General features: G+C 56.7%; 21 protein-coding genes. 16 read left to right on the forward strand and 5 right to left on the reverse strand.

What is annotated here, in order from left to right; all coding sequences use genetic code 11:
- Positions 1-321: 321 nt before the first annotated feature.
- Positions 322-1,923: a CRISPR-associated helicase Cas3' gene (gene cas3, locus BN4275_RS07130; RefSeq protein WP_242863600.1), complete on the reverse strand. Its 1,602-nt coding sequence runs from the start codon at positions 1,921-1,923 to the stop codon at positions 322-324.
- A complete protein-coding gene (locus tag BN4275_RS17680; protein WP_242863602.1) occupies positions 1,862-2,470 on the reverse strand; it encodes a CRISPR-associated endonuclease Cas3'' in 609 nt (202 codons plus the stop codon). Before BN4275_RS17680 ends, cas3 begins: the two co-directional genes overlap by 62 nt.
- Positions 2,471-2,760: 290 nt before the next feature.
- On the opposite strand from BN4275_RS17680, the gene uppS reads away from it, so the two are divergent.
- From uppS to BN4275_RS07150, 4 genes are all read left to right on the forward strand, one after another.
- Positions 2,761-3,399, forward strand: a complete 639-nt coding sequence (gene uppS / locus BN4275_RS07135) for a polyprenyl diphosphate synthase (RefSeq protein WP_066456021.1) — start codon at positions 2,761-2,763, stop codon at positions 3,397-3,399.
- Between the two features lie 515 nt (positions 3,400-3,914).
- Positions 3,915-5,825 carry a HAMP domain-containing histidine kinase gene (locus BN4275_RS07140; RefSeq protein ID WP_066456023.1) on the forward strand — a complete coding sequence of 637 codons (1,911 nt, stop codon included), beginning with the start codon at positions 3,915-3,917 and terminating at the stop codon, positions 5,823-5,825.
- Complete coding sequence (locus tag BN4275_RS07145; RefSeq protein ID WP_066456025.1) at positions 5,755-6,321, forward strand: response regulator; 567 nt, start codon at positions 5,755-5,757, stop codon at positions 6,319-6,321. Before BN4275_RS07140 ends, BN4275_RS07145 begins: the two co-directional genes overlap by 71 nt.
- A 159-nt stretch (positions 6,322-6,480) precedes the next feature.
- Positions 6,481-7,092 carry a hypothetical protein gene (locus BN4275_RS07150; RefSeq protein ID WP_066456026.1) on the forward strand — a complete coding sequence of 204 codons (612 nt, stop codon included), beginning with the start codon at positions 6,481-6,483 and terminating at the stop codon, positions 7,090-7,092.
- Positions 7,093-7,322: 230 nt separating this feature from the next.
- On the opposite strand, the gene BN4275_RS07155 is transcribed toward BN4275_RS07150, so the two are convergent.
- Genes BN4275_RS07155 through BN4275_RS07165 form a run of 3 tightly spaced genes read right to left on the reverse strand, consistent with a single transcriptional unit; the run spans position 7,323 to position 11,189 of the window.
- The gene (locus tag BN4275_RS07155) at positions 7,323-8,690 is read right to left on the reverse strand and encodes an ABC transporter permease (protein WP_066460264.1); all 1,368 of its coding nucleotides are present in this window, start codon (positions 8,688-8,690) and stop codon (positions 7,323-7,325) included.
- Positions 8,677-10,488 (reverse strand): COG1361 S-layer family protein, encoded by a 1,812-nt coding sequence (locus BN4275_RS07160; protein ID WP_066456027.1) that lies wholly within the window; start codon positions 10,486-10,488, stop codon positions 8,677-8,679. The genes BN4275_RS07155 and BN4275_RS07160 overlap by 14 nt, the downstream gene beginning before the upstream one ends.
- Positions 10,485-11,189, reverse strand: a complete 705-nt coding sequence (locus BN4275_RS07165) for an ABC transporter ATP-binding protein (protein WP_066456029.1) — start codon at positions 11,187-11,189, stop codon at positions 10,485-10,487. Before BN4275_RS07165 ends, BN4275_RS07160 begins: the two co-directional genes overlap by 4 nt.
- Before the next feature lie 183 nt (positions 11,190-11,372).
- On the opposite strand from BN4275_RS07165, the gene BN4275_RS07170 reads away from it, so the two are divergent.
- From BN4275_RS07170 to BN4275_RS07225, 12 genes are all read left to right on the forward strand, one after another.
- A complete protein-coding gene (locus BN4275_RS07170) occupies positions 11,373-12,068 on the forward strand; it encodes a response regulator transcription factor (protein ID WP_066460266.1) in 696 nt (231 codons plus the stop codon).
- Entirely contained in the window at positions 12,061-13,374 is a 1,314-nt protein-coding gene (locus BN4275_RS07175; protein ID WP_066456031.1) for a HAMP domain-containing sensor histidine kinase, read from the forward strand. The genes BN4275_RS07170 and BN4275_RS07175 overlap by 8 nt, the downstream gene beginning before the upstream one ends.
- A 570-nt stretch (positions 13,375-13,944) precedes the next feature.
- Positions 13,945-14,220, forward strand: coding sequence for a CD3324 family protein (locus tag BN4275_RS07180; protein ID WP_066456033.1), 276 nt, complete (start codon positions 13,945-13,947; stop codon positions 14,218-14,220).
- Positions 14,221-14,363: 143 nt separating this feature from the next.
- Positions 14,364-15,653, forward strand: coding sequence for an RNHCP domain-containing protein (locus BN4275_RS07185; protein ID WP_242863604.1), 1,290 nt, complete (start codon positions 14,364-14,366; stop codon positions 15,651-15,653).
- 118 nt (positions 15,654-15,771) lie between these two features.
- Positions 15,772-17,376, forward strand: coding sequence for a PucR family transcriptional regulator (locus tag BN4275_RS07190; RefSeq protein WP_066456035.1), 1,605 nt, complete (start codon positions 15,772-15,774; stop codon positions 17,374-17,376).
- A 467-nt stretch (positions 17,377-17,843) separates the two neighbouring features.
- Positions 17,844-19,595, forward strand: a complete 1,752-nt coding sequence (locus tag BN4275_RS07195; protein ID WP_066456037.1) for an ABC transporter ATP-binding protein — start codon at positions 17,844-17,846, stop codon at positions 19,593-19,595.
- The gene (locus tag BN4275_RS07200) at positions 19,595-20,413 is read left to right on the forward strand and encodes an energy-coupling factor transporter transmembrane component T family protein (protein WP_066456039.1); all 819 of its coding nucleotides are present in this window, start codon (positions 19,595-19,597) and stop codon (positions 20,411-20,413) included. The genes BN4275_RS07195 and BN4275_RS07200 overlap by 1 nt, the downstream gene beginning before the upstream one ends.
- Before the next feature lie 41 nt (positions 20,414-20,454).
- Positions 20,455-20,682 carry a hypothetical protein gene (locus tag BN4275_RS07205; RefSeq protein WP_066456041.1) on the forward strand — a complete coding sequence of 76 codons (228 nt, stop codon included), beginning with the start codon at positions 20,455-20,457 and terminating at the stop codon, positions 20,680-20,682.
- Between the two features lie 92 nt (positions 20,683-20,774).
- Positions 20,775-21,338, forward strand: a complete 564-nt coding sequence (locus BN4275_RS07210; protein WP_066456043.1) for a hypothetical protein — start codon at positions 20,775-20,777, stop codon at positions 21,336-21,338.
- 117 nt (positions 21,339-21,455) lie between these two features.
- The gene (locus tag BN4275_RS07215) at positions 21,456-22,700 is read left to right on the forward strand and encodes a M20 family metallopeptidase (protein ID WP_066456046.1); all 1,245 of its coding nucleotides are present in this window, start codon (positions 21,456-21,458) and stop codon (positions 22,698-22,700) included.
- An 11-nt stretch (positions 22,701-22,711) separates the two neighbouring features.
- Entirely contained in the window at positions 22,712-23,374 is a 663-nt protein-coding gene (locus tag BN4275_RS07220; protein ID WP_066456052.1) for an aspartate/glutamate racemase family protein, read from the forward strand.
- A 61-nt stretch (positions 23,375-23,435) separates the two neighbouring features.
- Positions 23,436-24,371, forward strand: a complete 936-nt coding sequence (locus tag BN4275_RS07225) for a DUF1177 domain-containing protein (RefSeq protein WP_066456054.1) — start codon at positions 23,436-23,438, stop codon at positions 24,369-24,371.
- The last annotated feature ends 1 nt before the right edge of the window (position 24,372 follow it).

Consider the following 24,372-nt stretch of genomic DNA (forward strand, 5'->3'; position numbering starts at 1 on the left):
ATTCTCACCTCGCCTGTTAAAATTTTTAAAAGGGGCGGCAGCCGATGAAACCGGCCACCGATTTTCCATGACTCCACCACAGAATTTTCCTCCTTTCCCGTGGATTACTTAAATGATATCATAAAGTTTTATTCTGAGATAGTATTATATAATACAAATATTAAAAGAATTATTTGATTATTCCTACAAAAACGGGTATACTGAGTACGTCATTTGCGATTTCGTAGCGGAAATCAAAAATGGGGATTGAAATTGAGAGAGTATTCTATACTGGACAAAACCGGGAGGGCGGATGCGAGGACATCCGCCCTCCCGGTTTTGCTACAGAAAGATCCCCATACCCGTATCTGCCAGCAGCGCTAGACCGGTATTTTCATCATATAATGACAGGTCGGTCAGGATGGCGACGCTTTCGTCGGGCACCTCGAGTGCGTTGTGTTTAAGCAGGGCCTCAAAATGTTCCTGGTAGATATTGACCGAATCCTGTCCGACTTGGCGGAACAGGTCTCGGCTGCGCTGTCCAGCGCGCAGCTGGGCGGCCAGCGCAGCTGCCTCTTTGCTGCGCGGGATGAGCACCGCGCGCATGTCGTTTTCGATGAGATGAAACGCATCCGCCACAGTGCGAAACGGGAAGCTGGCGGTGCGTGCGCCCGCTTCCAGCGCGGGTACGATCTCTTTCTGGTCGAGTTCGCTGCCGCTGTACCGGTAAAGCGCGGTGAAATACTGCTCGATGGTTTCAGGTGCGTCCAACGCGTGCCCGCTGTGTGTAGCTTCCTGCGCCAGCCGGAGCGACCGTTGGAGGCTGTGCGACAGGTGTGCGATATAGGCGCTGTCAGGGGCGAAAAGGTAGACCATGCTTGCCTCGGCCGGCCGGCGTCCTTCGCGGTTGCAGCGGCCGGCAGCCTGAATTTCAGAGTCCAATCCGGCTTCGGCACGGTAGACCACTGGGAAATCCACGTCCACGCCTGCTTCAATCAGGCTGGTGGAAACGACCCGGCAGGGCAGGCTTTCTTTGAGCCGTGCGCGGATATTTTCCAGTACCGCGCGGCGGTGGCTGGGGGTCATCAGGGTGGAGAGGTGGAAACTGCCTTCCGGCGCGAGCAGATGGAACACGGCCTGCGCCTGTTTGCGGGTGCCCACAATGCACAGCGCCTGTTCGTGTCCGTTCAGCCGCGCAGCCAGCGCGTCGTCGGACAGCTGGCCCAGATGCTGAAAGGTTACGCGATGGAAAACGGCGGGATCGACAGGAGGCGCGATCTCGCGCGGCCGCAGCGTGGGCGAGACTGCCTCAAACAGCGGGGCCAGCGCGGGTTGGGTCGCGGTGCAGAGGACACAGGACGCGCCGTAGTTGACCGTCAGTTCGGAGATGGCGCGCACGCAGGGATGCAGGTATGGGAGCGGCAGGGTCTGCGCCTCATCAAAGATGATGACGCTGTCGGCCAGGTTATGCAGCTTGCGGCAGCGCGACGACCGGTTGGAGAACAGCGACTCAAAGAACTGCACCACAGTGGTCACCACGATCCCCATATCCCAGTTTTCAGCCGCCAGCTTTTTAAGCGTGCTGGAGGGGTCGTTTTCATCGTCGCCGAAATCGACATTGGAATGATGCTCAAGCACATTTTCATTGCCGAGAATCTCGCGGAACTTGCCCGCCGTCTGTTCTATGATAGAAGTGAAGGGGATCACATAAATGATGCGTTTTTTCCCGTACTTTTTGGCGTGCTCCAGCGCGAATGCCAGCGTGGCGACCGTTTTGCCGCCGCCGGTGGGGACGGTCAGAGTGAACAGGCCGGGGGCTTGGGAACGGCCCGCCTCCAGGCATGCGCGCAGGATTTCGCACCGTGCGTGGTTAAGCGGCGTTTTAGCATCCCACCAGGGAGTGATGTAAACATTCAGCCGGTCCAGCAGCAGGTCTGCGTCCATCGGCTGGCCGCGCGGCGGCGCGCCCCCCCTGCATGAACGCCTCGGTGTCGAGAAAGTCGGCGTCCACCAGGCAGGAAAAGAGCATACGCGCCCAGAAGGACGCGGTGAATCCCCCCTGTCCGAGGATACGCGGCGCTGTGAATACCGGCTTTTGCAGCGTTACCTCCGCGGCAAACGCATCGTAAGGCGCGACATGCTTTTTGAGCCGGCCGGACAGGGTGGGCCGGTCATCGGTATCTCCCCGGTCGCCGCCGTCCGGCATGCCCCCGTGATGTCCGGCGGCGCAGTAGGCCGGGAGCGCGCCGCATAGGCGGTTCACCTCCTGCGCGCCCGCGGTCGCGTGGTCGGTCGTCAGATTGGAGCCTCGGATGCGCTTTTGGAAGGCGTCCGAATACTTCCCAATATCGTGCGCCATGCCAAGCAGATAGGCCAGTCTGTCCGCGCCAAAAGGAGCGGCGAAAGCCGCGGCGCGCTCAGCTGTGCCGCGCAGATGGCTATGGAGGGATTGTTCGCGGCCATCCTTGGTGCGGTGAGCAATGAATAACACGATTTTACCTCCAGGTATTTATTTCATTTTTATTATACAATATTTACCAAAAAATAACAACAATTTATAAAAAATATAGGAAAAAATAATATAAATGGGAGGAAGATTTAAGATTATGATAAATTATATTTTATCGTACACAGAGGGACAATGGCTCTGCGGCATTTTCTCCCCAAAAGCCGCAAAAGGCTGCCCGCTTCCCGGCTGGCGGCCTTTTTTTACGTTTTCCTGTTTTCATCTGTCGAAAGAGATGGTATAATCATTACATATAGAATGAAGAGGGTGATCGTTTGAGAATTCCGAAACATATCGGCATTATCCCGGATGGGAACCGGCGCTGGGCTTCTGGACAGGGCCGGGAAAAAGACGAGGGGTATGCCTTTGGGCTGAAGCCTGGCCTGGAGCTTCTGCGGCTTGCAAAGGAGGCCGGGGTAGAAGAGATTACCTATTATGGATTTACCACCGACAACTGCAAACGTCCGGCCAAACAGTTTGCCGCGTTTTCCAAGGCCTGTGTGGACGCGGTGCAGCTAATTGCGCAGGAGGGCGTTTCGCTGCTGGTCTGCGGCAACACCGAATCTCAGAACTTCCCACCCATACTGCGTAAATATACCACCCGCACCGAAATCGCCGGCGGTGGGATCAAGCTGAACTTCCTGGTGAATTATGGCTGGGAATGGGATCTTTCAGCGCTTTATGACGGGAAAAAGAACGGGAAACTCATCGAAAACCTGCATAGCAGCGACATATCCCGGATTGACCTGGTGATCCGCTGGGGCGGGATGCGCAGACTTTCGGGCTTTTTGCCGGTACAGGCGGTCTATGCGGACTTTTATGTGGTGGACAGCCTCTGGCCGGATTTCACGGCGCAGGATTTTTATGATGCGCTCAATTGGTATCAGAAGCAGGATGTAACGCTGGGCGGCTAAAGACGGCCTTCCCGGAACGCCGCCCAGCCTGCGCTGCGCGGCGTTCTCAGGAGCGCGCTGATGGCGCGGCGGCCGTTCGAAGGGGATTACATACCCCCTTCGCATCCCCCGTGGGGAGCCATCTGCGATGGCCCGCCGCCCTTGGCGGCGGATTTGGGATAAGGAGTGCTTCGCACGATTAAAAACAGGGGACAGGCAACCGCCTGTCCCCTGTTTTGTCGATTTTACACAAGAGAAATTTTGAAAAGAAGGCAAGTTTCACAAACATTTGATAAAAAAGAATGAAAGAATGAAAATCGGCGATTTAGGAGGATTTGCAGTATGTTTGCGAGGGGTTTATCCGGCTTAAATCTTTTATTCTTCGGAAATCTCCCGATAACTCGGCGTACGTCAATATATCTCCAATTGAAGGGGAGGCGCCCCGGGAGTATACTGACTACAGAAAGGGAAAACGACCAAGAAAGATCCGGACAGGGAAGCCCTTCCACCTTCCCTGTCCGGCACGGTGGAAGAATATGCTGAAAACACTCAAGAGTAAGGTGTCGCTCGTCTATATCAGCCTGGTGGTGATCATCGTCCTGTTGGGAATCTACTCCCTGATGAGCATGTATCAGATCAGCAAGGCGGTCGACAATCTGATTGTCACAAATTACAACAGTATCCAGCGTCTGGACCAGATGAAAGAGGCGCTCAATACGCAGAATGCCATCCTTTTAGACTATTTTTATACACAGGATCAGGCGGTGGCGCGCTCCAAATATCAGGAGCAGATGGAAATTTTTGAAACCAACTGCCAAAAGGAATACAACACAATCATCATCCCGCGTGAGATGGAGATGATCACCAACATCAAAACCACCTACGACGATTTTACCGCCATGCTTCCAGAAATGCTCAAAGCGGGCGGGCAGGAGAAAGAATACCGTTATTACACCGAAAAGGTAGTCCCCAAGATTGCGGAAGTGAAGGCCGCGATGGGCGAGCTGGTCGCTTCCAATGAGACAGCGCTCTTCGCCCGCAAACAGGAAGCAAAAGACGTCGTCCAGCATTCGACCTTCATGCTTTCGCTCATTTTCCTGCTGGCGGTGGCTATCAGCTTCTTCACTTCGCGGATGTATACCGATAAGCTCTTTAAACCGCTTTATGAGATCACCCAAAACCTGCGGGCGGTCCGGCAGGGCAATATGAACCGCAAATCGAACGTCAAGACTGAGGATGAATTAGGGGTGCTGGCCGCAGAATTCAACAACATGACCCAGCGGCTGATGGAATTTGAACAGAGCACCATGGGCGAACTGCTGGGCGAGCGCAACCGGACCTTCGCGATTGTGCGCAGCATCACCGAACCGATGGTCATCCTTGACCGCGAATCGAAAGTAACCCTGACAAACCAGTCGTTTGAGCGGCTGTTTGGCATCCCGATGGAAGACGCGGTTGGCCGCCATTTCCTGGAGGTTGTCTGGCAGAGCCGGCTCAACGAATTTTCCAAAGTGGATTACAGATCCCATACATATTCTGAGCAGGTCGTCCGGTTGGGAAACGGCGAAAATGCCAAATTTTTCAACGTCATGGTGACTCCGCTCGATTATGACGGGAAGGTGGGTCCCGATGCGGCGATCATCGTGCTTTACGATATTACGGCGCTCAAAGCCCTCGACCGCAAACGCAGCGACTTTATCGCCACCATTTCCCACGAGTTCAAAACCCCGCTCACATCGATCGTCATGGGGATCGATCTTCTGGAGAGCGATGCGGTCGGGAAACTGACCGGCGACCAGCAGGAGATCGTCGGGACTCTGCGGGAGGACAGCGAACGGCTCTGCAACCTGGTCAGCGACCTGCTGGAGCTCTCGCGAATCGAATCCTCCAGTACGATTTACCACTATGAACCCTGTAGGATTGAAGAGATCATACAGGAACCTCTTCGGCAATTCGGGCCGCTCGCCAAAAATGGCGGCGTGGCCCTTGCAAGTGAATTGGAGCAGGGACTGCCAGCCATTTCGGCGGATCCCGCGAAAATCACATGGGTTATCAACAACCTGCTTTCCAACGCGGTGAAATACACCAAGGAAGGCGATTCCATCACGGTGCGCGCCTATGCGGACGCGGACCATATCACAGTGGAGGTGGAAGATACCGGCGTCGGCATCCCAAAGGAATACCTGGAGCGCATCTTTGACAAATATGTCCAGGTCACCAGCTATGATCTGGAGATGCGCGGAAGCGGACTCGGCCTTGCGGTCGCACGCAGCATCATTGCCGCACACGGCGGCAGAATCTGGTGCGAAAGCGAAATGGATCACGGCAGCAAATTCATCTTCACGCTGCCGGTTTCACCGAAAGGAGGACGGGACGATGAAAAAGGTACTGGTCGTGGACGACACGAAGAATATCCGGCTGATGCTGACGAAATGCTTAGAGATTGACGGCTATCAGGTGCAGACAGCGGCGAATGGCCGCGAGGGTTATGAAGCGATCTGCACAGGAAAGTTCGATCTGATTTTCCTCGATATCAAGCTGCCCGAGCTCAGTGGAACCGAGGTGCTGCGCAAAATCCGCGCACGCGGTATTGGAACCCCGGTCATCATCATCACGGCTTATCCGACCGTGAAAAACGCAGTGGAATGCACTCAGCTGGGCACAATGGCCTATCTGCAAAAACCGTTTACCGCCGACCGGCTGCGGTCGGTGCTTGAAGGGCTTTCGCTGGACGCACAGCGCAGAAGCGGGCTGCGGGAAGAGGTCGGCCGGTTGCTGAAGGACGGCGACGGGCAGACAGCGCTCGGCAAGCTCAAGGCGGCGCTGGCGCAGTCGCCGGCGGACCCGCAGATCTATCAGCTGCTGGCGGATGCTTATGAACAGCTTGGCGACCCCCAGACGGCGGAAAAATTCCGTCGGGCGGCAGAAGTATTTGATACCTAAGGCGATTTTGCCAATCGCGCTTCTTCCCTAGCGGCAGAAGAGGCGGCAGGCATGAGCATAGGGTGACTTCCCGGATCCGGAACGGGAAAACGCCCGGAAATCTATCCGAAAACCAAACACACAGAGCGATTGCACCAAAATTGAGAAAGGGAGAGCATTATGAATCAGATTTTGAAAGAAAGACTTCGCGAAAACGAGCAGGTTGTCTGGCAGGGAAAACCGGAAGACATCAAGCTTTTTGAAAAACCGTTCCCCGGAAGGATCTTCACCATGTGGGCAGTCAGCGTGCTGCTTCTGGTATTCACCGGCTGGTACAGCTTCAGCTACGGCCCGGCCAAAGAACTCGAGCCAACCCTCCTGCGTAATGTGGGCATCTTCTGCACTGTGCTTGCCGCCTACATCGCGGTTTCCCCGTTCCTGGCCATCCGCAAGATGCATAACAAAGTTGCATACTGCATCACCACCGAACGTTTCATTGCCTATACCCCGAACAGCAAAAGCCCCCGCTTCCAGTTCCGTGAGTTCGACGATTTCACCGAAGTGACCGTTGAGAAGCTCAGCACCGGCAAGTACAACATGTACATTGGACCGATCTCCAAGGGACTGCGTGGGCGCAGCCGCGATGGCGTCATCAACTACAACGACACCATGAAAATGGATCCGCTGGTATTCACCAGCATCTCCGACCCGCAGGGCGCGTGCGCTTGCCTGCCGGATCACATCACCATCCACGGCGATGATGTTAAAATGCTTTCTTCGAATGCCGCATAAATGTTCCAACAGGGAACGAGAGCAAAGTAGCAGGAGCGACCGAAAGGTCGCTCCTGCTGCTTTGCTCCTTTCGCGTCCAAGCGCGCGGCCGCCGGATTTTACAGCATCGGGTTTGGCGCAAACAGATGCCATCCGGACAGGGCGCCACGATCAGGATGCAGATGAACGGGAGAACTGAAAGCGGCCTTGGGATTTTACGGCTGCGGACCGGAGATGGATCACAGCCGTGGTCAATCATGTTTGATTGCCTCCAGCGCCGGGATGCGAACCGCTTTGTTAGCGGGGTAATAGCCGGATCCCAACCCGATGAGAGCGGAAAACAGCAGTGCAAACAGCGCCAGCCAAGGCGGTATCACCGACATGCGCGTCCCCTGTTCGTTCAGGATGGATATCGCAGCGGACAGGGAAGTTACAGCGGCCCGGTTGGCCAAGAGGTTCATGGCGGCCGAGATGAGCAGGCTCAGGATCACACCGATCACCCCGCCCGAAAACCCGATAAGGCCCGCCTCCAAAAGAAAAACGGAGCGCACATCCCGGACAAAGCATCCCAGCGACTTCATGACGCCGATTTCGCGGGTGCGTTCGGTGATGGACATGATCATCGTGTTGGTGATGCCGAGCGCCGCGACCAATAATGAGATGGCGCCCAGCCCCCCCAGCATCATCTGTTTCTGACGGGCCTCCTTTTCCATCGGTTTGCGGATGCTCTCCATCGAGCTGGTGCGGAAGCCCATCTCCTTGATGGCTTTTTCCACCGGTTCCACATCCTGAATAGAGCGCACCTTTACCAGCACCGTCTGGAAGCCTTTTTTTGTATCCGCTTTCTTTCCGGCGGCCCTGCGGGCCTGATCCAGCAGCTGCTCCAGATCCTGAATGCGCATGACCACGCCCTGAGAAGTCTCAAAGCCCTTTCCGTAATCCTCCTTCATCCGGCCGGAAAAGGTGAGCTTCTGGTTGGATTTCTTCTCATCGCCGGTTTCCAGCTCGAGCGGCGTCTTTTCCGCACTGAAAAAAGGGGTGGGCTTTTGCGGGCTTTCCGCGGCGCCGGATGGATCTTCCGCCAGAAACATGCCGCCATAAAGATCCACCGTGTTGCGGTCTTCCGGCCGCTTTGTATCCGCAAAGCCGTATTCAAAATCCTGCCCCACCAGGACGGCGAACGCCTGTTTGCCGAGGTATTCCCCCTCGGTGAGCTGGTAGCCGAGCGCTTCCAGCGCCTCCGGGGCAAGGCCGACCACTTCCAGCCAGGTGCTGATATACCGACGGTTTTGGCCTGCATAGAGCTGGAGGGGCACATTTTCCGCTGTCAGCTTGGGTGAGGCCACCTCAACCTGGGAAAGCTGCTTGATTTTTTGTACCGCGCGGCTGTCAAGCCGCGGGCTGCTTTTCCCTTTCCCGGCAGGGGTTACGGTGATGATGGTAAGATCCCCCATCTCCGAGAGCATTTTTTCCTGGGATTCCTTCATCCCCACACCGATGGAGATCATGATGACAATTGCGCAGCAGCCCACCACCACGCCCAGGATGGTCAGCATGGTACGCGCCCGGTGCCGGAAGAGATTTTTCACGCACATGCGGATGAGGTCACTGCGTTTCATCTTTGCCATCCCTTTCCCCAGCTGTGAGCTGCGTGTCGTCCTCCGGCTCCCATGTGAAGCTTTCCAGCTGCGCTTCTGCCCGTCGTTTTTTCTGGTGCGCGCGCCGGATCAGCAGCCCGGCTGAGAGCAAAACGCCGAACCCGCCCAGCGTCCAAAAGATCCAGCCGGCTGGCGGTCCCGCCGGAATATCCTCCGGCTGTTCGGTCATATCCTCCTGCGGCAAAGCCTCCGAAACTTGCAGGGCCAGCGGGAAGGTGAGCTTCTGCACCTTCATGTTGGCGTCCTCATAGCTGACAGTGATCTTCCCGGTTACTTCGCCGGGTTCCTGTGGGGTTATGATAAAATCAATCGTTCCGCTCTTGCCCGCTTCAAAGTTTCCCAGGTTCTGGTGAGCTTCGAGCAGGCTCATGTTTGTGCCTTCCATCTCGGCCTCCACATTATAAACCTGGCTTTTTCCTTTGTTGACATAGGGAAGCGAGACGGTTGCTTCCTCACCCTGGACCACGGCTTCCGGAAGGGACGGCTGAGCCACCTGGAAACGGTCGGGCTGAACGACCGGGATGGCAATTTTTTCGCTGGCCGTGGCAGGGACCCGTTTGGCCCCATCCAGATATTCGTATTTAAATGCGAGGTCGATCTTGGGGGATTCCTGCTTTTCCTGCGGGATGGCTTGGACGTGGACGGTCTGGGAAAGGGTCCCGCCTGCCGCAAGCGCCGGGAAGTAAAAGGTGTTTGAGCCGTCCGAGATCGAAAGGCCGTCACTGGTGTCAAGCGACAGGACAATGTTCTCAACCGGCGTATCCGGGCTGGTGTTGCGAAATTCCAGCGCCAGGTCGAAGGAATCGCCCACCGCCACCTTTTTTCCGTAGTCATAGCGGCTGACAATCAGGTTTGGGGTTGGCATGCCGCTTTTTCCGGTCACGGATTCATCAAATGGGATCGGCAGCCTTTCCGCTGCTGTGGAAGACGCCCGCTCATCATTTTCCACATAGTCGTATTTGAGCGATACGCCCAGCTGTTGGGATGGGCTTTGGAGTTCCTTATTTGCGCGCAGCCGCACGGTCAGCTCCTCGGTTTTTCGCGGACGCAGGGTACGCAGATACTGGGAGGCCCCGCTTTCCAGCAGCGTGAGCCCCTCCGAGGGTTCAAATGTCGCGATGAGATTCGCCGCGGAAAGCTGGGTGCTGGTGTTCTGTAAGCGGACGGTCAGTTGAAAGGTTTCGCCAGGCTGCACAGGGCGGTCAAATTCCTGTCGGGTGATGAGAATGACCGGTGCGCCGTAGTGGGTGGTCTTTTTGGGCTTGCCGTCCTCGTCCTTGCCGTTATTTTCTTTCTGGGGCTTTTGGTACTCCACGCATTCAAAGATGCGGACGGTCCCGTAATCCGGTTGTGTGGAGCCGCTGTAGCTCAGCTTAAACCGCAGCGTGTCGCCGGTGCCCTTGTAGATGATGTCAGAGAACAGAAGCTTCAGGGCAAGGGGTTCCTGCCCGTTAGAGGTCACCTCGGCGGAAACTTTGCTGTCCTTGCCGATGCGGAAACTTTCCGATGACGCCGAGACTCGGATTTTCCCGGCCTGGTCCGTGGTGAGTTGCGACTGCTTCACGGTTGCTTCCACGGTGATGCGGTCGTCTTTTTTGACCCGCTCCATCGGTTTGCCGGTGGCTGACTTATAAAAGGAATAACCGGTTACGGTCAGATAGTCGCTGTTCGGCCGGCTGTCCGCCGCGCACACGGGAAAGCCCGCGAAGAGGACACAGGCTGCCGCAAGAAACGCGGCGGCGTATCGTTTGAGATTCATGTGTTTCGTTCTCCTTTCGTGTCGCTGACGATTCTTCCGTCAATCAGGGTGACAATGCGGTCGGCATACCGCGCCATTTCGGGATCGTGGGTGACCAGCACGATTGTCTGCCGGTAACGTTTGGCGAACGCGGTCATCATTCCCATGATCTCAGCCGTGGTTTTGGTGTCCAGGTTCCCAGTCGGTTCATCCGCAAAGACAATCTTTGGCTTTGCTACGAATGCGCGGGCGATTCCCGCCCGCTGCTGCTGTCCGCCGGACATCTGGGCAGGATAATGGTCCAGCCGGTGGGCGAGCCCCACTTTTTTGAGGATGCTCACGGCAGCCTGCTCGCGCACCCGCTGGTCCACGCCGCGGAATACCAGCGGCAGCGCAACGTTTTCAGCGGCGGTCAGGGTGGGCAGCAGGTTATAGGACTGGAAGATAAAACCAATATTTCGTTGGCGAAACGCAGCCAGCAGGTCTTCATCCAGTGCGGAAATCGAGACGCCGCCGATTTTTACGCCGCCGCGGGTGGGTTTTTCCATACCCGCCAATTGATTCAGCAGGGTACTTTTGCCGGAGCCGGAGGTGCCGAAGATACAGCAGATTTCCCCCCGCAGGATTCGCAGGTCGATGCGGTGCAGCGCCACAACAACCTCGTCCCCCACATGATATTCCTTGCGAAGGCCACGCACCTCGATGGCCACATCATCCGTCATGGGATCGCCTCCTTTGTCATGCCTTTCATCCTACCGTGTGATTCCTAAGAAATGCCTATGGAAAATCTTAAGAATTCTGAAATCCAGGCCCGTCCGCTGGCAAACCGAGGAAAGGCATGCTATGATGAATTTGGAAAATCCGGCGCAGAGCCGGTTCACAAGCGTAAAACAGGAGGTGGCGGTATGGACAGGCAGAAGATCCTGTTCGCGGACGACGATCCGGAAATCCGTGAAGTGGTGCGCATTCTTCTGGAAAGCGAGGGCTTTCTGGTGGAGGAGGCCGCGGACGGAGATGAAGCGGTGGAAAAGATGGATGCGTCGGTCGACCTTGTGATTCTTGACGTGATGATGCCGCAGCGGTCAGGGATCTCTGCCTGTGCGGAGATCCGCAAGAAATTCACCGCGCCCATCCTGTTTCTGACGGCCAAGGGGAAGGACTCGGATAAGACGGTGGGCTTTTCGGCCGGCGGGGATGATTATCTGGTCAAGCCGTTTTCCTATGCGGAATTGACCGCCCGTGTCAAGGCGATGCTGCGGCGCTACTGCGTCTATCGCGGTAAGGAGACGGTATCCGGCGGAAAGGTGATCGAATTGCCCGGCCTTCTGATCCGCACCGACTATAATGAAGTCATCAAGAACGGCGCGGAAATCCAGCTTACCGATTTGGAGTATCGCATTCTGCTGCTGCTCGCGGGCAACCGCCGTAAGATCTTTACCGCTCAGAACCTCTATGAAAGCGTCTGGGAAGAGCCTTATTTTTATACCTGCAGCAACACGGTCATGGTGCATATCCGCAATCTGCGCAAAAAGCTGGAGGATGATCCGCAAAATCCCCGTTATATCAAAAACGTCTGGGGAAAGGGGTACCGCATTGAATAAGCCAGTCTGGAAAAGCCGTCTGGGATGGGAACTGTTGGCAGGCGTGCTGATTTCCCTTGCCGTGGCTGTTGGGGCCTTTTTTGGATGCCGCTGGGTTGCTGAACGGGCAATTGAAACCTTTATCCTGTCGGAAACCTTCCAGGAGCGGCAGGAAGAAGCCTGCATCACCCGGTTGCAGTCGTTCGTTTCCAGCGGGGAGATTTCGCTTGGTGACCGGGAGAGCCTTGACAAATGGGCCGGCCGGGAACGCTATGTGAACCTGATTCTCACGCAAAATGGACGGCTTGTTTATGATTCCACCGTTCCCGTGGAGATGGAGTCCGACGCGTACGGCTGGGATGTCGCTTATTATCCATGGTACAATTACCACACAATCTTCTTTGCGGATGGCGCCGCGCAGGCGCAGGTTATCTGCTTTTTTGAGCTGCGGTATTATAACCTGGCTGCGGTCGGTTCGGGGCTTTTGGCATTTTTGGCATTTATCCTGCTGATGGCGGTGCTGATTGGCCGAAAGACAGCCTATATTGGGCTGCTGGCGCGGGAACTCAAAATCCTTGAAGGCGGGGATCTCGGCTACGAGGTGACCGAATGCGGCGGGGATGAACTGCGCGAGCTGGCCTGTGGGATCAATGATATGCGCCGTGCTGTGATCGAGCGGCGGGAGAGTGAGGAAGCCGCCCGGCAGGCAAATCACGAGCTGGTTACCGCCATGTCGCACGACCTGCGCACACCGCTCACCGCATTGATTGGGTATCTGGAGATATTGGAGCATGGAAAATATACAGACGAAAAGGAATGCCGCCGGTTCCTTTCCAGCAGCCGTCAGAAGGCCCTCCAGATCAAAGAACTTTCCGATAAGCTGTTCGAATACTTCCTGGTCTATGGAAAAACGCCCGAATCGCTGGAACTTGAGCAGGCGGATGCGGTCGAACTTTTGCAGCAGACGGTCGGGGAGGGGCTGTTTGAATTGGAAAGTCAGGGATTCACCCCGCAGTGGGAGCTGCCAAAAGAAAACTGCACGCTTCTGGTCAATGTCGATCAGTTCCGGCGGGTGATTGACAATCTGCTCTCCAACATCCGGAAATATGCGGACCCATCCCGTCCGGTGAAAATCCGCTGCAGGATACAGGATGGGGGACTGCTGCTCCTTCTGGAGAATGCCGCGCGTAAAACTGCGGGCCGCGCGCAAAGCACCGGACTGGGGCTGCGAACCTGTGAAAAAATTGTCCGGGACCATGGCGGATGGTTTCAAAGTGAGAATGCGGATGGGATTTTCTCCATACGGCTTTATTTTCCCGGCAGATAAGGCAGTCTCCTGGCGCGGTTTTCTGGCGAATCAGGCCTTGTCTGTTTCCCGCCGGATATCCGGTTCCATGCCGCTGTGCCTGCGGGACCTTTACGCTGCGGCCCGCCCGGGACGGTTGCCTTCGCGCTTGACAGATCCGGGCCGGGATGCTAAAATGAAAAAAATATTTGAAAGAAGTGTCTTGATGTCTGTCCTGTCTGTTTTCGTGATGTTCAACTGAATATCGTTGAAAAGGCGCCGCCAAAGGGGGATTGCCCCTTTGTTTCTGTTGCCTTTTTCGGAACACGCCTGACAGACTGCTTCAATTTGTAAAATCCGGCTGCGCAGGAGGTTTTTCCTGCGCGTTTTTATTTGGATTTTCTGCCTGTGGGAAGGATTCTGCACGTTTCGGGGTGCGGCGTGTTTTCCACGGGCTTTTTGTATATTGAGAGGAGTATTATTTTCATGAAATCTTATTTTGTTAACTGTAATTCGGTCGTTTGCGCATAGCAAAGGCTATCGCATGTGTCTGAAAACGGAAAATTCGATAGCCTTTGCTCATTCATGAATCTCAAAATTCGGAGGAGCATTATGCGCTATGTTAAAGCAGCCGACGTGCTGCCAAAAGAGCTGCTCGACAAGATCCAAAGCTATGTCGACGGCGGATATCTCTATGTCCCAAGGAAAGAGGAAAACCGCAAGCCCTGGGGCGAAAGGACAAAAAGCCGGGAACTGACCCGTTCCAGAAACCGGGAAATATACGGATGCTACCGCGCCGGGATGTCGGTCGCGGAGCTTTCAGAGGCCTACTACCTGTCGCCCAAGAGCATCCAGCGGATTCTTGCAAGCCAGAAAACCGGCCAATAACCATGCGCCATGCGGCAGCCGCCGCATGGCGCATTCTTTTTACAGAACTGTTTTCGAGGTTGCCTGCGGTGGGAAACCGGCCTTATAATGGGGATGAAAACAGGCGGGTGAAACCCTTGAAAGATTCCGGGAGGAACCAAACATTGAAAAAGAAGCAAACAACCATTCAACCGATAGAGGCCGTTGCCGCGGCCATCCAACATAAACAGGCGCAGATCCTGCTGGACGGGCGGCAGGTTTCCTGTCAGCTTCCCGGCATACTGGCGGCGGATCGAAACGCGCTGGCCGTGGGCGACCGTGTGGCGCTGGAGCCGGTGGAAGGCGGCCAATATAGGCTGACGCAGGTTCTGGCGCGGCAGGGCGCGGTATTCCGCGGAGACCGGCGCGCGCAGGGAAAGGAAATCCTGATGGCGGCAAATGTACAGCTGTTGCTGGCTGTGATTCCAGCGGACTGCCTGCTCAAACAGGCCGGATTCCCAGAGGCCGCCGCCATTGCCGCCGGGCGGGCCGGCGTGCGGTTCGGGCTTTATGTCAGCAAGTGGGACTGTATTGGAGAAAGCGCGCAGGCTCTCTTGCAGGAACGGCTGGAGCCTTACCGGGCCGCAGCGGATTTTGTCTGCGCGGGTCCGTTTGCGAATGAACGGAATACTCTGCTGCGGGCGGTGCGCGGCAAAACCGTCCTTCTTGCCGGCGGCCCTGGCAGTGGGAAAACCACCCTTGTCAGGCTGCTTTTGTCCGCCCTGAGCGGGCAAGAGCCTCCCTCCGCGGCGCCTGCGGGAACCAGTACAAGCGTTCTGATTCCGGGCTTGGACGGGACGCGGCTTATTGATACGCCCGGCTTTCGGGATTTCGCGCTTACGGGGGTCGCTGGGCGGGAACTGGATACCGTGTTCCCGGAGATTGCCGGTCTGCTTTCGGACTGTGCTTTTGGGAACTGTACGCACACCCATGAGGACGGATGCGCGGTGCGCGCGGCGGTTCGCGAAAAACGTGTTTGCCGAGAACGGTATGAAGCCTGGCGGAAGCTGGGGGGCAATGCGTCTCGTCCGGCGGCGGGGCCGGACTACCGCAAGGCCGCATGTACCGAAAGTTTCCCCTGCAAGGTCTGTGGGGAGCTTATCACGCCGGAGGGCGCGGGAAGCAGGCACCGCAACCATTGCCCGCACTGCCTTTCGAGCATCCACGTTGACGACGAGCCGGGAGACCGCTCGTCGCTGTGCGGCGGAATCATGGACCCTGTGAGCGTTTGGGTGCGAAAGGATGGGGAATGGGCGGTTATTCACCGGTGCCGCCTTTGCGGCGCGCTGCACTCGAACCGGATCGCGGCGGACGATAACCCCGCTCTGCTCATGTCAATCGCGGTGCGGCCGCTGGCCTGCACCCCTTTCCCTCTCAACCGCTTTGGGGAGATCTTCTCCGGGCAGAGGCAGTAAACGCAAAACCGGCGTGCAGGCGGGAATTCGCTTGCATGCCGGTTTCGATTGTGCTATGCTTTTTTAAAGGCTGGGCGGTCGGTTTGCGCCGTCCAATGCAGAGGCGGAGGGATGGAAAATGGCGATTACCGTTCGGGAAGCGCTGCAGTTGGAGCGGATGAGGGAATGCCGGCTGGTAGCGGGCGAAAAGGGGCTGTGCCGGGAGATTGCCTGTGTGGACTCAATGGAGATTCCGGACATCTCCACCTGGCTCAAAAAAAAGGAGCTGCTGCTGACCACCGGGTATGTGCTCCGGCAGGACACCGGCGCGCTGCTCAAACTGATTGAAGCTCTCCACAACGCGCAGTCGGCGGGGATTGCGATCAAAACGCGGTTTTTCGGCGCGCTTCCGGAGGAGGCGCTCGCGCTGGCTGACCGGTATGGACTGCCGCTCATCGAAGTGCCGGACGCGATGCCGTTCGTGGAGCTGATGATGCCGCTGATGCGCGCGATTATGGACGCGCAGAACGTGCGGTTGGAATTTTCAAAGACGATCCACGATCAGTTTACCGAGCTGGAGCTGAGTGGCGGCGGGCTGGACGCGGTGGCGGATATGCTCCACCGGCTGCTTTCAATGCCGGTGGTCATCACCGACCGGGATTTGAAAATATCCGCGGCTGCCCCGGAAGGCGCCGCGCTCCGGGGTGATTTCCATCAGATTCTGCCGGAAATCCTCGCCTGGGCTGAGTGTACGGATTTCAGCGAGGATGTTGTGGAAAAGCCTTTGGGCGAAGGGCGCCTCGTCGCGCGCAAGGCCCGGTTCAAAAATAATGTCTGCAGTTATATTTTTATCTTTTGCCCAAAGAACACTTTCGATGAGATGCATATGGTGGTACTGGATCACGCGGTCACGGTCACCGCGCTGGAATTTTCCAAGCTGGAAGCGCTCAATCAGCGCATGAGCCTGATGGATAACAACTGCTTTATCGACATCATCATGCGCAACGTGAAAAGCGAGGAAGAAGTCCGCTGTCGCGCCCGGTATCTCGGCTGGCCGAACCCGCCGTTTTCCCTGGCGGTCTTTGATATCAACGGATTTGAAAAATTGGCCCAGGACCGGACCGAGCTGGACATCCTGCTTCTCAAACAGCAGGTGGTGGATGAAATCCAGGCTGTGATGAACGCGTCAGGGGCCCCCTGCATGGTGATTTCCAAAAGCGACAGTTTCTCTTGTCTGTGCGCGGGGGCGCAGGCGGTCCAACTGATCGAGGCAACAAAACTGACCGTGCAACAGGTGCAGATGAAGCTCGGTATCGAAACGACCGCCGGGATTTCGACGCAGGTGTCCTGCTATATGGACCTCTGGGCCGCGTATGAGGAGGCAACCGATGCGATCCGGATCGGCCGCAGAGGCGGGCTGCGGACCGTGTATATCGAGCATGCGCGGCTTGAACAGGCACTGATGCATTGTGCGGATAAGAACTATTTTGAGAAGTTCGTGGGAAACACCGCCCAGAAGCTGGTGGCGTACGATCGGGCGAACGGGACCGAGCTGGTCCGGACACTGGAAGCTTTGGTCCGCAATATGGGGGTGCGAACCCAGACAGCGCAGGAGCTGTTTTTGCATCGCAATACGCTGCTCGCGCGCATCCGGCGGATAGAAGCGGTGACTGGATATGACCTGTCCCGCAGCGAACAGCTGATGGACTTGGGGCTGGCGCTGCGAATGCGTCCGTATTTATAGGGTTTATCAAATGTTCAAGAGGCCGAAGCGGGTGTGCTTGTTGCACACCCGCTTCGGCCTCTTTCTGTTCGTCCTGAACATGGACAGGAATTTTGGAAAATGATATAATAAATCCAAACAATATGGTATCAAGGAAAACGCGGCTGCCCAAATCGGAAGTGAGTTAATGGAAAACTCTTGATTTTAGGCGATTTTCCTGCAATTTGGTTTTGCCCACAGACGTATTTTTGTCCTTTTTGAAAGATGAGAATCCATGGCAAAGACGGTTGCTTTCTAGGAAACGGAAAACCATGCGCGGTATGGTTTTTTTGGAGAAGATTATGCATACTGCATGATTTCCCGCATGACGGCCTGGGCGTTTTGATACTGGAAGCAGTAATGACGCTGCAGGGAAATTCCCTGGCAGCGCCATTATTTTTTCAGGCGGGATTTTCCGCCTACTCCACAAAGGCGAGGAGATAGAGACTATGGGTAACGAACTGATACGCTTTGACCATGTGTCCTACACCTATCCGGGGGTGGACACGCCGGCGGTGAGGGACGTGTCCCTTTCGATCAATGAAGGGGAAATCGTGCTGATCACCGGCCCGTCCGGGGCGGGGAAAACCACCCTTTGCTCGATGCTCAACCGTATGATCCCCGAATCCTATGGCGGCGAGGTGAAAGGGACGGTGAGCATCAAAGGGGCAGACCTTTCGGAATATTCAGTTGGGCAGATGGCCTTCATTTCCGGCATGCTCTTTCAGGACCCGAGCGGGCAGCTCACCTGCCCCACGGTGGGCGATGAGATCGCTTTCGGTCCGGAAAACCGGGGCCTTCCGGTGGAGGAGATCAACGCCCTGATCGACCGGTATATCGGATACGTCAACATGCGGCACCTGATCGACCGGCCGCCCCAGGCACTTTCCGGAGGGCAGCAGCAGTCGGTCGCATACGCGGCTGTGCTGGCGATGGAGCCGGAGATTTACATACTGGATGAACCGACTTCAAACCTCGACCCGCTCGGCAGTGACCTGGTGTTCAGCCTGATCAAGAAGGTGACTGGTGATAAAAATAAGACCGCCATCATCGTGGAGCACAAGCTTGAAAAGATTATCGACATGGTCGACCGGCTGGTCGTCATGGATAAAGGGCGGATCGTCTTTGACGGTAAACCGGAACAGGTGCTGACCCATTACCGAGAATTGATGGAAATCGGAGTGGCGGCTCCGCAGATCATCCAGGTCTTTAACCGGCTCAAAGACGCCGGGAAGGCGGATCTGGCGCTTACGACCAACCTTGCAAAAGCGGTTGCGGAGCTTTCCGGAGCGCTTCCAGGAAAGCTTCCGCAGGAGCGGCTTGACACGGTGGGCGAGGGCTTTCCCGAGCCAGCCCGGTATGAAAAGCCGGTCATTGAGGTGCGCGGCCTGCGCTTCGGCTACAATTCCGAGGTGGAGGTGCTGCACGGCATTGATATGGACATTTATGAAGGGGAGTTTTTGTCGATCGTAGGGCAGAACGGCTCCGGCAAGACCACCATTGTCAAGCATTTCAACGGACTGCTCAAACCGACGGGCGGAAGCGTGAAGGTTTTCGGCACCGAAACGCGCGACACCACGGTGGCGGGGCTGTCCCAGAAGGTGGGTTACTGCTTCCAGAACCCGGACCACCAGATCTTCTCGTCGGTGGTGCGCGATGAGATCTGTTACGGGCCAAAGAACCTTGGCTGGCCGCAGGAAAAGATTGACAAGACGGTGGGCGAGGTCGGGAAAATGCTGCACATTGACGACCTGTTTGACCAGAACCCCTACAACCTGAGCAAGGGCCAGCGTCAGCAGATCGCGGTGGCGGCGATCCTCGCGATGGAGCCGGACGTTCTGATAGTCGACGAGCCGACGACCGGGCAGGACCCGCGCCAGAGCCATGAGATGATGGACATGGTGAAATGGCTCAACAAGGAGCTGCACAAGACCATCGTAGTCATCACCCACGATATGAGCATCGCCGCGGAATACTCCGACCGGATCATCGTGATGCATAACGGTACCGTTATTGCGCAGGGATCCCCGCGCGATGTGTTTGCACAGGAAAAGCTGCTCAATTCGTCCAATCTGGAATCCCCGCAGGTGACCCGCCTTTTGCAGCAGGCCGGGATCACAAGCCCGACGGCGATCAATGTGGAGGAAGCGATGCAGCTGCTCTCAGAACTTACATTTGAAACGGCGGGGGTGCATGCGTAATGAATAAAGCGGTGGAAAAGTCCTTTTTATACAGCCTGGACCCGCGGACCAAGATGCTCCTGCTATTGATCCTGATTTTTGTCGGGGTTATGGTGATGGACCCGTTTTTGACCATCGTTATGATGGCGGGCGCCTATGCCATGTACCGGGTTTCCGGCATCAGCCACAAGGAGGTCAAACGGATCACAAAGCCGCTCCTGCTGGCGTTTATCCTCTTTTTCCTTTTAAACTTCCCGTTTGCGACGCCGCTCCCGAATGAACAGGTCTTTTTCTACCTGCTCCCAAATCAGACGATCCCGATCACCATGACCGGCATCCTGACCGGCTTTGGAAACGGGCTGCGGTTCATCCTGTTCATCTGGATCGCGGACCTGATCACAACAGTGACCCCTACCGGAGATATCGTGCTCGCGCTCAACAAGGCGCGCATCCCGCCGGAGGCGTCGATCGCGATCGGGATTGCGTTTTCCTATATCCCGGTGCTGAAAAAAGAAATCAGCACGGTCATCGAGGCGCAGAAATCCCGCGGCGCGAATTTTGAAAGCAAAAACCCCTACAAAAAGGTGAAGGCGTATATCCCGGTCATCGTCCCAGGACTGTTCATTTCCATTATGAAGGGGCGTGAAATCGCCCGTGCGATCGAAGCGCGCGGATTTACCTATGACCCGGTGAACCGCACCTACCGCAATGAAATCCGGTTTAAAGGCCGCGATTTCGCGGTGATTGCGATTATGCTAGCGGCGTTTGCAGTGGTCGCCTATTTCAGTATTGGTAAGGGCTGGTTTGGCACAAGGTTTGTCTACGACCTGTTGGCCTGATTGCCCTTAAAGACATTGAATCTTAAAGTGAGGTGTAAAGCATGGACAAAAAGGCAAAGTTGGGTTTGGTAGGACTTGCGGCATTATTTGTGTTCTTTGTCGCGTTCAGGCAGTTTTACCAGAAAGGCGCGAAACTTCTGGCAGACCTGTTCCCGTGGAACTGGATTGCGCTGGTGGTGATCCTCGTGCTGCTCGGATGGTACGCTTATCGGGTGACCCATAAGAAGGACGGTAAAAAAGAGGAAATTGAGGAGAAACCCGGCGAATAATCCTTTCCAAACGGAAATCCAAGGCCCAATAGTTTAAGCTGTGGCGGGCCGGAAACGGCAGAGCCGGCACAGCGCTGAAAGGATGGTAGTATATGGCAGAGAACAAATTGGATGTAAAGACCAGGAAACCCTTTTTAACCTCGAACCAAATCGGCCTTGCGGCGGCCTTTGGTGGCGCGGCGTTCGCATTCCGCGCGCTGGGGATCGCGGTTCCCCTGGTGCCCCCGCTGGTCATGGATCCGGGCGCGCTGATGCCCTGCCTGGCAGGCATGGCAGGCGGGCCGGTCGTGGGCGCGATTGTAGGCATCGCGCGTGGCATCCCTTCCGGCACGCCGATTGTAGACCTCTGGGCGCAGCCGATCAAGGGTATTTACTGGGCGTTTATCTGGACGCATGTCATTTTGAAAATTGAGGACACCAAGAAACGCTGGATTGTTTTCGGCATCCTGACCTTCCTGCTCCAGTTCTTTGTGGAACAGGTCATGTTCACCTGGGGCAACGCGACGCTGCTCAAGCTGTATCCATTCTATCCGACCTGGCCGTTCACCCTGGCCTGGTACGCGGTCCTCTATTCGATCTTCCAGTTTATCATCTTCGCGGCGCTGATCAAGGCGTTCCCGGGGCTCTTCAACTGGAAAACCAACAAGACAAAATAGCGGGTAATCAATCCCGCGCATCCCTAAATGGAAAACCTGCCTCTGCGGGCCGGAAAGCGTTTCGGCCCGCAGGGCAAAAATTTTAGCTGCCCTTGCGAAAGGAATGGTGCTTGCGGTATGGAGAAAAAACAGTTGCGGGAACTTGTGGAGAGCAAGAAAGATCAACTTCTGGAGCTTTGCCAGCAGCTGATCCGGATTCCGAGCGTGAACCCGCCCGGGGAGATGGAAGCGGTCACCGCATTCATCTGCGACTACCTGAAGGCGCATGGGATCGCTTGTGAAATTCTGCGTCCAACGCCTCAAACGCCCAATATTGTGGCGCGCATGGGACGACCGGGCGGAAGGCGCCTGCTGCTGAACGGACACTCGGATGTGGTGCCGGTGGGCAATCTGGAAAAATGGGACTTTGATCCCTTCTGCGGCGAAATCCGCGACGGCAAAATTCTGGGCCGGGGCACTTCCGACATGAAGTGCGGCCTGGCGGGGCTTTTGTTTGTCATGGGGCTGCTCGCGGAAGAAAAGGCCGACCTTGGCGGCGAACTGCTGCTCACCGTCGTCCCGGATGAGGAGGTCAGCGGCGCGTGGGGAACCAAATGGCTGGTGGAAAGCGGGGCAGTCACCGGAGACGCCTGCCTGATCGCGGAGCCGACCGGTTACTTCAACTGCGAGATTGGGCAGAAAGGAAGCTGCTGGATTCAGCTTTCGGTTTCGGGCACGCCCGCGCATGGGAGCCTTTCCCCCTTTGTCGGGGATAATGCGATTGTGAAGCTGATGCGGATTTTAAACCGCATTGAACAGATCCGGGAGATCGTGCCGCGCTACGACGACGAGGTCGCGCGGGTGATGGAGGAGTCCCGCGCAATGGCCAAGCGGCTGCTCACCGCGCCCGGCGCGCAGCATGTGCTCAACCACTGCTCGGTCAACATCGGAAAGATCAGCGGCGGCACCAAAGTGAACATGGTGCCGGATTCTGCATACGCCGAGGTGGATGTGCGCATCCCGCTCGGTGTCACCAGTGAAATGGTGGAGGAAAAGCTGCTGCTTATCATAAAGGAAGCGGGTGTGGACGGGGTCGAATACAGCTTTGGCTGGAAGAGCGAGCCAAACTGCACCGACCAGAAGGCGGAGATTGTAGAGGCAGTTGCGCAGAACGTGCAGGAGGTTTGGGGAGAACCGCTCAACCGCACCTATCAGTGGGCCAGCAGCGACGCGCGCTTCTTCCGCTACGCGGGCATCCCGACCCTGCAGTACGGCCCCGCCAATCTGGAAGGCGTGCACGCCTATAACGAAACGGTTGACGTGCAGGACGTGATCAACGCGGCGAAGGTGTATATCGGCGCGATCACCGACTACCTCGGCTGAGGGAGGCCTGTATGGAGAAAAGATGGAGAGTCGGGGTCATCCGCGTGGTGACCCAGCATGACCCTGTGTTGATGAAGCTGCACGGGGAGCTGATCGAACGGTACTTTCCCATGCTGGAGACCGAGTCCCGCTGTATCCCGGATCAGCCGATGGGTATCCATGATCCCGAAAGCAAGGCGGTGGCCATCCCCAAGATCCTTGAGACCGCGAAGCTGTTTTCCGGGATCGATGTGCTGGTGGTGAGCTGTGCCGATGACCCGGGCATCACCGAGCTGCGCGCGGAGATGGATATCCCAGTGGTGGGCGCGGGCTCTTCGGTGGCGGCAATCGCGCGGCGCTGCGGTGGACGCGCGGGGATTTTGGGGATCACCGACTACGTGCCGGACCCGTATGTGGAGATTTTAGGAGAAGGGCTTTTGAATCTCGGCAGGCCCGTGGGCGTCAGCTCGACCCTTGATCTGATGACGCCAGACGGCGAGGCAAGCGTCTTTGCACATGCTGTGAAATTGCGGGAAGCGGGCGCCGGATCGATCGCGCTGGCCTGTACCGGGCTGAGCACCATCGGTGCGTCAGCCCGGCTGGAACGGCACTGCGGCATCCCTGTGATAGACCCTGTGATGGCGGAAGGGCTGTTTGCCTTTTATGAATGCCGGCGGCGGCATCCGATAAAATGAACATCCGCACGCGGCCCGGTGGATAACCGGCGCCGCCCGCGGGCGGAAAGGGAGGAACCCCATGCTAACCAGGCAAGTGATAGAAGTATTTGACCTGCTGGACCGGGCGGACGCGTCGGGCGAAGGTGCGAAAGCGTATCTGGAAAGGCTGGGCGCACAGCAGGTTGTGGTCAAGCGGATGGCGCATGAAGACCATGCGACCGATTTTGTTCGGGTGTGCATCCCCGGCAGCAATGGGAGGGTGAAGGGCGGCCCCGCGCCAACCATCGGAATTCTGGGCCGGCTCGGCGGACTGGGCGCGCGTCCGGAGATGACCGGCTTTGTTTCGGACGGAGACGGCGCGCTGGCAGCGCTTTCCGTTGCATCGAAACTTCTCGATATGCAGAACAAGGGCGACTTTCTCGAAGGGGATGTCGTCGTCTGCACGCATATCTGTCCGGACGCGCCCACCCAGCCGCATGAGCCGGTCCCGTTTATGGGTTCCCCGGTGGACATGGCGGATATGAACGCCATGGAGGTGGAGGATGGGATGGATGCGATCCTCTCGATCGACACCACCAAGGGCAACCGGATCATCAACCATAATGGATTTGCGATTTCCCCGACCGTGAAGGACGGCTATATCCTGCGGGTGAGCGAGCCGCTGCTCGATGTGATGCAAACGGTCACCGGCAGGCCGCCGCAGGTGTTTGCAATCACCCAGCAGGATATCACCCCCTATGGGAATGGCCTTTATCATCTTAACAGCGTGATGCAGCCCTGCACCGCGACCAGCGCGCCGGTGGTGGGAGTTGCGATTACGACTCAGATGATGGTGCCAGGCTGCGCCACCGGAGCGACCCATTGCGCCGATGTGGAAGCGGCGGCGCGTTTCGCGCTGGAGGTGGCAAAGGCCTTTGGCCGCGGAAAATGCGCGTTCTATGACGAGGCGGAATATGCCCGGATCGTCAGAAAATATGGCCCAATGTCCCATTTCAGGACGCAGGGGGAAGTGTGAG

Source organism: Anaerotruncus rubiinfantis, assembly GCF_900078395.1.
GTDB classification, from domain to species: Bacteria; Bacillota; Clostridia; order Oscillospirales; family Ruminococcaceae; genus Anaerotruncus; species Anaerotruncus rubiinfantis.

What these genes read in the sequence shown, in the direction of transcription:
- BN4275_RS07180 (WP_066456033.1), top strand. Translation starts at nt 13,945, where the DNA reads ATGCGCTATGTTAAAGCAGCCGACGTGCTGCCAAAAGAGCTGCTCGAC.
- BN4275_RS07190 (WP_066456035.1), top strand. Translation starts at nt 15,772, where the DNA reads ATGGCGATTACCGTTCGGGAAGCGCTGCAGTTGGAGCGGATGAGGGAA.
- BN4275_RS07165 (WP_066456029.1), bottom strand. Translation starts at nt 11,189, where the DNA reads ATGACGGATGATGTGGCCATCGAGGTGCGTGGCCTTCGCAAGGAATAT.
- BN4275_RS07220 (WP_066456052.1), top strand. Translation starts at nt 22,712, where the DNA reads ATGGAGAAAAGATGGAGAGTCGGGGTCATCCGCGTGGTGACCCAGCAT.
- BN4275_RS07215 (WP_066456046.1), top strand. Translation starts at nt 21,456, where the DNA reads ATGGAGAAAAAACAGTTGCGGGAACTTGTGGAGAGCAAGAAAGATCAA.
- cas3 (WP_242863600.1), bottom strand. Translation starts at nt 1,923, where the DNA reads ATGGACGCAGACCTGCTGCTGGACCGGCTGAATGTTTACATCACTCCC.
- BN4275_RS07140 (WP_066456023.1), top strand. Translation starts at nt 3,915, where the DNA reads ATGCTGAAAACACTCAAGAGTAAGGTGTCGCTCGTCTATATCAGCCTG.
- BN4275_RS07170 (WP_066460266.1), top strand. Translation starts at nt 11,373, where the DNA reads ATGGACAGGCAGAAGATCCTGTTCGCGGACGACGATCCGGAAATCCGT.
- BN4275_RS07155 (WP_066460264.1), bottom strand. Translation starts at nt 8,690, where the DNA reads ATGAAACGCAGTGACCTCATCCGCATGTGCGTGAAAAATCTCTTCCGG.
- BN4275_RS07145 (WP_066456025.1), top strand. Translation starts at nt 5,755, where the DNA reads ATGAAAAAGGTACTGGTCGTGGACGACACGAAGAATATCCGGCTGATG.
- BN4275_RS07200 (WP_066456039.1), top strand. Translation starts at nt 19,595, where the DNA reads ATGAATAAAGCGGTGGAAAAGTCCTTTTTATACAGCCTGGACCCGCGG.
- BN4275_RS07205 (WP_066456041.1), top strand. Translation starts at nt 20,455, where the DNA reads ATGGACAAAAAGGCAAAGTTGGGTTTGGTAGGACTTGCGGCATTATTT.
- BN4275_RS07225 (WP_066456054.1), top strand. Translation starts at nt 23,436, where the DNA reads ATGCTAACCAGGCAAGTGATAGAAGTATTTGACCTGCTGGACCGGGCG.
- BN4275_RS07150 (WP_066456026.1), top strand. Translation starts at nt 6,481, where the DNA reads ATGAATCAGATTTTGAAAGAAAGACTTCGCGAAAACGAGCAGGTTGTC.
- BN4275_RS07210 (WP_066456043.1), top strand. Translation starts at nt 20,775, where the DNA reads ATGGCAGAGAACAAATTGGATGTAAAGACCAGGAAACCCTTTTTAACC.
- BN4275_RS07160 (WP_066456027.1), bottom strand. Translation starts at nt 10,488, where the DNA reads ATGAATCTCAAACGATACGCCGCCGCGTTTCTTGCGGCAGCCTGTGTC.
- BN4275_RS07195 (WP_066456037.1), top strand. Translation starts at nt 17,844, where the DNA reads ATGGGTAACGAACTGATACGCTTTGACCATGTGTCCTACACCTATCCG.